6 protein-coding genes are annotated in these 7,101 nt (G+C 31.1%); 5 read left to right on the top strand and 1 reads right to left on the bottom strand.

Features of this window, described 5'->3' with window-relative positions:
• Positions 1–1,379 (bottom strand): OB-fold nucleic acid binding domain-containing protein (locus QZZ11_RS08790; RefSeq protein ID WP_292475403.1); only part of this gene is annotated, 1,379 nt, incomplete at its 3' end.
• Positions 1,380–2,680: 1,301 nt separating this feature from the next.
• Between QZZ11_RS08790 and hacA the strand changes: the two genes are divergently transcribed.
• The 5 genes from hacA (at position 2,681) to mmp11 (ending at position 7,034) form a co-directional block, all read left to right on the top strand.
• A complete protein-coding gene (gene hacA / locus QZZ11_RS08785; RefSeq protein ID WP_292475401.1) occupies positions 2,681–3,937 on the top strand; it encodes a homoaconitase large subunit in 1,257 nt (418 codons plus the stop codon).
• A gap of 31 nt (positions 3,938–3,968) precedes the next feature.
• Positions 3,969–4,454: a 3-isopropylmalate dehydratase small subunit gene (locus tag QZZ11_RS08780; RefSeq protein WP_292475410.1), complete on the top strand. Its 486-nt coding sequence runs from the start codon at positions 3,969–3,971 to the stop codon at positions 4,452–4,454.
• Between the two features lie 10 nt (positions 4,455–4,464).
• Entirely contained in the window at positions 4,465–5,439 is a 975-nt protein-coding gene (locus QZZ11_RS08775; protein ID WP_292475398.1) for an isocitrate/isopropylmalate family dehydrogenase, read from the top strand.
• A gap of 183 nt (positions 5,440–5,622) precedes the next feature.
• Complete coding sequence (gene ribH / locus QZZ11_RS08770) at positions 5,623–6,027, top strand: 6,7-dimethyl-8-ribityllumazine synthase (protein ID WP_292475396.1); 405 nt, start codon at positions 5,623–5,625, stop codon at positions 6,025–6,027.
• A 59-nt stretch (positions 6,028–6,086) separates the two neighbouring features.
• The gene (gene mmp11, locus QZZ11_RS08765; RefSeq protein ID WP_292475394.1) at positions 6,087–7,034 is read left to right on the top strand and encodes a methanogenesis marker protein 11; all 948 of its coding nucleotides are present in this window, start codon (positions 6,087–6,089) and stop codon (positions 7,032–7,034) included.
• The last annotated feature ends 67 nt before the right edge of the window (positions 7,035–7,101 follow it).

Raw genomic sequence — 7,101 nt, 5'->3', positions numbered from 1 at the left:
GTTTCATCAGCCAAATCAATACTACGAACTTGTCCTTCTGTTCCATCAACTCTTTGGAATTCCCTTATATCATTCATTGCAAGAATTCTACCTATTACATCAACTTCTCGTCCTTCATCCAAATCAACATCAAGAACATCTTTGATTTTGGTAATTTCCAAATTATCAATTTCGGATAATTTTTCCTTTAATTCTTCATCCATTTCCGGGTTTAATACTATTGCTGCATTCCATCCTGTGTTATATCTATAACTATCTCCAGAATAGTCATCAAATTCTATATTTCCACCTTCAATTTTTATGAAGTCACCCTTGTTCATTGCAATTTCTGTTTCTTTATTCCATAAAGTTACTCGTATAGAACCTGTATCATCCGTTACTTCTATACTTCTTACTTTTCCTTCGGAACCATCATTTTTTTGGAATACTATTGTATCATAAATCTTTGTTAGAACACCCATAATTGTAACATTTTCTTTTTCTGTTGCATTGCCGATTTTAAAGATTTCCTGTTTAAATTCAGGTAAATCATAGTCATCCTTAACTATTCTTCCATTCCAGCTATTGGATAATGAGAATACCCCATTTCTTTCTTGTGCCCTTGCTTTGATAATTTTTATGGTGTCATTTTCCTTAAGTTCCAATGTTTCAACCAAATCAGTGTCATTGTTCCATAATGTAAATTCCATGTCACCAGTTGCATCCATCACATTTATTGTGATAATTTTCAAGGTTCTGTCTTCTTTTTGAATTTCACGTAATGTTGCAACTTTTGTTATCCTAACTATTACGTTGTATTCTCCTTCTTCTACAATATCTTCAAGGTTGGTGATTGTTTCCTCATATTTAGGTAGATCTTCACCTAACTCTTCAGGCATTACCTGTATTGAAGAATTGTTTCTCATCTGAACTTCCAGATCTCCAGTATAACCTTTTCTTACTTCCAAATTGTTTATTTTGACTATGTCTCCTTCTTTAATACGGGACATGTATTTCATATTATCTGTCCACATTACAACCCTTATTTTTCCTGTACTATCTTCTACAGTAAGGTTTGCAACTTTTCCTTCACGACCTTTTTTAGTGGTAAATGTTTTGATATTAGAGATAGATAATAATCTTCCTTGAATACTAATATTTCCATTACCTTCTACAAGTGATGAAATGTCTTGTACCTGGTTTGTATGTGTTTGTTGAACATTTTTTCTATCAGAATATTTTTCAACTGCCATGTTAACTATTTGTTCTGTTGTTATGAATGGTGAATCACTATTTTCTAAAGTAATTTCTTCAATATCATTTAAAAAGTCTTTGTATTCTACTTTATCTTTTACTTCTTGATATCTATCTTTATAATATTCTTCATTTTCTGAAGTCATATCTTCTCGTCTCCTACGTGGGTTTTTATTATTATTACTAATAATCGTGAATTTTGATTATGTTTTTATTATTTATTAAAAAATATTTATTCTATATATATTTCTTACTTTATGTTTAGATTTTTGTAAGGCATATATAAAGGTTTTTAGGTTAATGTATGATAAGTACTCATTTATGAATAATTATAACAATAATTAATATATTATTAGGACTATGTTCATTAAATTATATTATAAATAAACAAGTACATACAATAATATAAAAATTATTAATAAAAGTTATGTATTAAATAATATATATTTTTGTAATACTTAAATGTTTGTATTCCATCTTATATTATATGAAATTGTAGTTAATTTGTATATAATTTATAGTTAAATTATAATAGTTCTGCAATAAATATTGAAAAAAACCTTTATATACTTAATATCATAGAAGATATTAAGGAATGGATTATTACCATACTTAAAATAATAACAATTCTAAATAGAAAATACCAATTAAGACAATTGACAATGAGTAAACATATTTATTAGCCTCCATGTTATCGATTTTTCAATTTTTAGTCTTAATTACAAAAATAGATTTATAGAAAAAAAATATTAAAAACTAAAAATAATGATATTGTCCCTACAATATAAATCCATTCCTTTTTTTAGTTTTTATTTTATTTATAAAACTATTTAACATAATTAAAACTTTATTATCCTTATTTTTATTTTTAAAGTGATTTTTACTATAATATTCATTAAATAATTTAATCCAATTTAACAAAACATTTATATAACAATGTTAACTATATTATAATTGTGAAAATAAAAAAATAACGGCTGTTATATAATATTAAATAAAACTTAAAATTACGAAAAAAATTAAGGAGGCATTTATAAAAAAGGAAAAAAAAAACATTAATCATTAAATAATTTTAATCCTGATTTTAGATCCCTAAAAGACTAAAATAAAGATAAATAAACTCCAATAAAAACATGAAAATTTAACATAATATTAACCTCCCAATATCCTAATAACCACCCTGAAATGGTACTACTCATACCATTATCTCTTTCTGAAAATTTTTTTACTAATAATAATTTTTAACATAAGATTATTTACACACGATAATTATTTCAACAAAACAACCTCCACATACAATAAAAATAATAATCAAGATAACCAAACATATATATAAAGTGAAATTATCTTTCAAAAAGATTGAAAAAATATCATATATCTATTCTATAAAGAATTCAAAACATCACTTTAAATAAAATATTTACCGATTAGGGAGGTAACAATAAACATGTCAATGACAATAGCTGAAAAAATATTAGCAAAAGCTTCAGGAAAAGATAAAGTAGAAGCTGGAGAAATAGTAATGGCAGACATAGACATAGCTATGGTACACGATTTAACAGGTCCATTAACACTCCAGGCATTAGAACAAATTAATACTGACAAAGTATGGGATCCAGAAAAAATAGTTATCCCATTTGACCACCAAGTACCGGCAGACACATTAGATGCTGCAAAAAACCATCAAATGTTAAGAGAATTTGTTAAAGAACAAGGAATAACTAATTTTTATGATGTATACGAAGGAGTATGTCATCAAGTAGTACCTGAAAAAGGTCATGCATTACCTGGAACAGTCATAGTAGGAAGTGACTCACACACATGTACCAATGGTGCATTAGGAGCATTCGCAACAGGTATTGGATCAACAGATATGGCAATGGTATTTGCAACAGGTCAATTATGGTTTAAAGTACCGGAAACCAACAGATTCAACATTACAGGTAAATTACAGGAAAACGTAACCAGTAAAGATGTAATCTTAAACATAATCGGTCAGGTAGGTCAAGACGGTTCAACATACAAATCTTGTGAATACGCAGGTGAAACCATTCAGGAAATGGAAATGTCAGACCGTATGGTATTAAGTAACATGGCAATAGAAATGGGTGGAAAAACTGGTATTGTAGAACCTGATAAAGTTACTGACGAATACCTTAAAAACAGAACAAACAAATCATACACCAAATTCACTACTGACTTAGATGCACCTAGCTTAAACACAATTGACATCGATGTCAGTGATCTTGAACCACAGGTAGCATGTCCAAATTACGTGGACAATGTAAAACCTGCCAGTGAAGTAGAAGATGTTGAAATCGACCAAGTATTCATAGGTTCATGTACCAATGGAAGACTTAAAGATTTAGAACAAGCAGCACGTGTACTCAAAGGTAACAAAATCAAAGACGGAGTAAGAACATTAGTTATTCCTGCTTCAAGAACCATTTACCAACAAGCATTAAAAGAAGGTTTAATGGACATCTTTGTAGAAGCTGGTGCTCTCGTATGTAACCCATGCTGTGGACCATGTCTTGGAGGACACATCGGATTAATTGGTGACGGTGAAGTAAGTCTTTCAACATCAAACCGTAACTTCAAAGGAAGACAAGGAAGTCCGGAAGGAAAAGTATACCTAAGCTCACCAATAGTTGCAGCTGAAAGTGCATTAACAGGACACATAACAGCACCTGAAAAAAAATAAAAGTTAGGAGGTAAAAAATATGGAAAAAATAATCGAAGGAAGAGCTCTAAAATTAGGAGACGACATAGATACAGACAGTATACTTCCAGGAAGATACCTAACATTAAGTAAACCAGAAGATTTAGGTAAACACGTAATGGAAGGATATGATTTACACTACAAGGACAAAATCCAGGAAGGAGATGTAATAGTTGCAGGTTCAAACTTCGGATGCGGATCCAGCCGTGAACATGCACCAATAGCTCTTAAAGCTGCTGGAATAAAAGCAGTAGTTGCAAAATCATTCGCAAGAATCTTCTATCGTAACGCAACAAACATTGGATTACCATTAGTGGAAGCTCCTAACGGACCGGATGACATTGAAGAGGAAGATATTCTCAAAATAGATCTTGAAAAAGGAACCCTTACAAATACCACACAAGATAAAGATTATGACTTCACAAAATTACCTGAATTCATGTTTGAAATTGTAGAAAACGGTGGATTAATAGAATACTTAAACAAAACAAGATTTTAGAGGCAAAAATATGTATAATATAGCAGTAATCCCTGGAGACGGAATTGGAGAAGAAGTAGTTAAAGCAACAACAACTGTTTTAGATAAATTAGATGTTGAATTTAATTACACCCATGCAATAGCAGGAGACAAATGTAAAGAAGAAACAGGTGTTCCATTACCTGAAGAAACCATACAAATCGCAAAAGAATCTGATGCAGTGTTATTCGGAGCTGCAGGTGAAACAGCAGCAGATGTTATTGTAAGACTCAGACACGAACTAAACACATTTGTTAACTTACGACCTGTAAAATCATTACAACCAGAAAAATATGGAAACATAGACTTCATGATTGTACGTGAAAACACAGAAGATTTATATATTGGAGACGAAGAAGAAACTCCTGAAGGAGCAATAGCAAGAAAAAAAATTACCAAAGCAGCATCCGATAAGATTTCAGAATATGCATTCCAATATGCAAAAGATACTGGTCGTAAAAAAGTTACTGCAGTTCATAAAGCTAACGTACTTAAGATTTCAGATGGACTTTTCAAAAAATGCTTCTATGAAGTAGCAGAAAAATATCCTGAAATTGAATCCAATGATTTCTATGTTGATGCTACAGCAATGTATCTTATCACAAACCCGTTAGACTTTGAAGTAATTGTAACATCAAACCTTTACGGAGACATCTTATCAGATGAAGGAGCAGGTTTAGTGGGTGGTCTCGGAATGATACCATCAGCAAACATTGGTGATGAAAATGGATTATTTGAACCGGTACATGGTTCTGCACCAGACATTGCAGGACAAGGAATAGCTAATCCAGTAGCAACAATTTTATCAGCATGCATGATGTTAGACTATCTTGGAGAATCCGATTCCGCAAGAAAAATAGAAAACATAATTGTAGAAGTAATTCAAGAAGGAAAAGTTGTGACCCCAGACCTTGGAGGAACAGCTTCAACACAAGAAATGGCAGAATATATTGCAAGCAAAATATAATTAATTATATAAGTAAAACAATAAAATAACAATAATTATAATACATACGGAGAAATTAAAATGGAAGCAGCAAAAGCAGCAGCAATCTTTATTATATTCATTATGGTAGTAAGTTCAGTATCAGCATTTGTATTATACTTAGTATAACTGCCTAAATATTATAAAATTAGGAGAATAGATATTATGATAAAAATAGGAGCAGTAGTAGCAGAATTTAATTTTGATATTACTAGTATGATGTTAGAATTAGCAAAAGAACATGCAAAATTTTTAGATGCAGAAATCACCGAAATCATCGCAGTACCTGGCGTATACGATATGCCTATAGCAATTAAAAAATTATTGGATGATGGAAATGTTGATGCAGTAATCACATTAGGAGCTGTAATTGAAGGTGACACAGAACATGATGAAATTGTTGTACAACATGCAGCAAGAAAAATCACGGATTTATCCTTGGAATACAACAAACCAGTCACTTTAGGAATATCAGGTCCTGGTATGACCAGACTTGAAGCTCATCAACGTGTAGAATACGGAAAACGTGCAGTGGAAGCTGCTGTAAAACTTGTTAAAAGATTAGCATAACTAATATAACCTCCTTTCTATATTCTTTTATAACTAAAAAAAATTATAGGAAACATAAAATGGAAATTTTAACACCGGACGAATTAAAAGAAAAATACACAGATCCATGGATAACCCCATACCATGAAATTCTTACAGTAACCGACACTGATGAAGAAAAGATTGAATTAATAGAATATCATCCATGCCCAATAGGTTCCGATTGGATGATAACACAATATAAACAGACCAGTCCTTTAATAACAGATGCAAAACGTGACGGAAACAAACATACGTACTATGTTAATAAAGGAAAAACAGAACTAAATCTTAAACCTAGTTATCAGGCTGCAGGAATTCAAGAAGCAAGTATTGAAGAAGATGAAATCAGAATAGTACATGCAGGTCTTGCAGGTGCTGGAGTTGGAGCTGCATTTTGTCGTGGAAAGGCAGATGGAGTTATAAGAATTGAATTATTGGATAAAGGTGGAGGATCCAAAGTTGGACGTGCAGCAATTATAACCCCTAAACTTAAAAAAGTTATAATTGGATTGGATGACACGGACATTCCAACAGAAGGGGCAACCTGGACATTAGCAAACAACATTGCAAATGAAATACAGGAAGAAAAAGGATACCACTACCTGGAACATATTACATGTCAGTTATACCCTAACAATCCAAATAAAACAAAAAACTGTGTATCTATTATATTAGTATTTGCAGTTAAAGAGGAAGAAAAAGAAGATTTAATATCAAGCGTTAAATCTAAACTTAAAGAAAAAACTCTTTCGGAAAACACGGCATTTGTTGTATATGAAAAATTAGAAATACCTGAAGCCGTACAACAATATGGTTTGGAAGCCAAAAAATCAATGAAATATCTTGATGAAGCAAAACGTATTGCTGAAGAAAATAACATTCGTGTAGAATATGTTACAGGCGAAGGTGGATTAATAGGAGCACTAGCCGCTATTGGTTTATACAACAAGCCCGAAGAATATGCTAAAGTTTATTATGAAGAATAATATTTCTTTAGTAACTTTTTTTAATAATAGAATCATTAAAAGGATGATTTTATTATAAAACTTTAAT

It is taken from the genome of Methanosphaera sp. (genome assembly GCF_016282985.1).
GTDB lineage: Archaea > Methanobacteriota > Methanobacteria > Methanobacteriales > Methanobacteriaceae > Methanosphaera.
The sequence above is the reverse complement of the archived record's forward strand: the minus strand, read 5'-3'. Positions and strand labels throughout refer to the sequence as shown.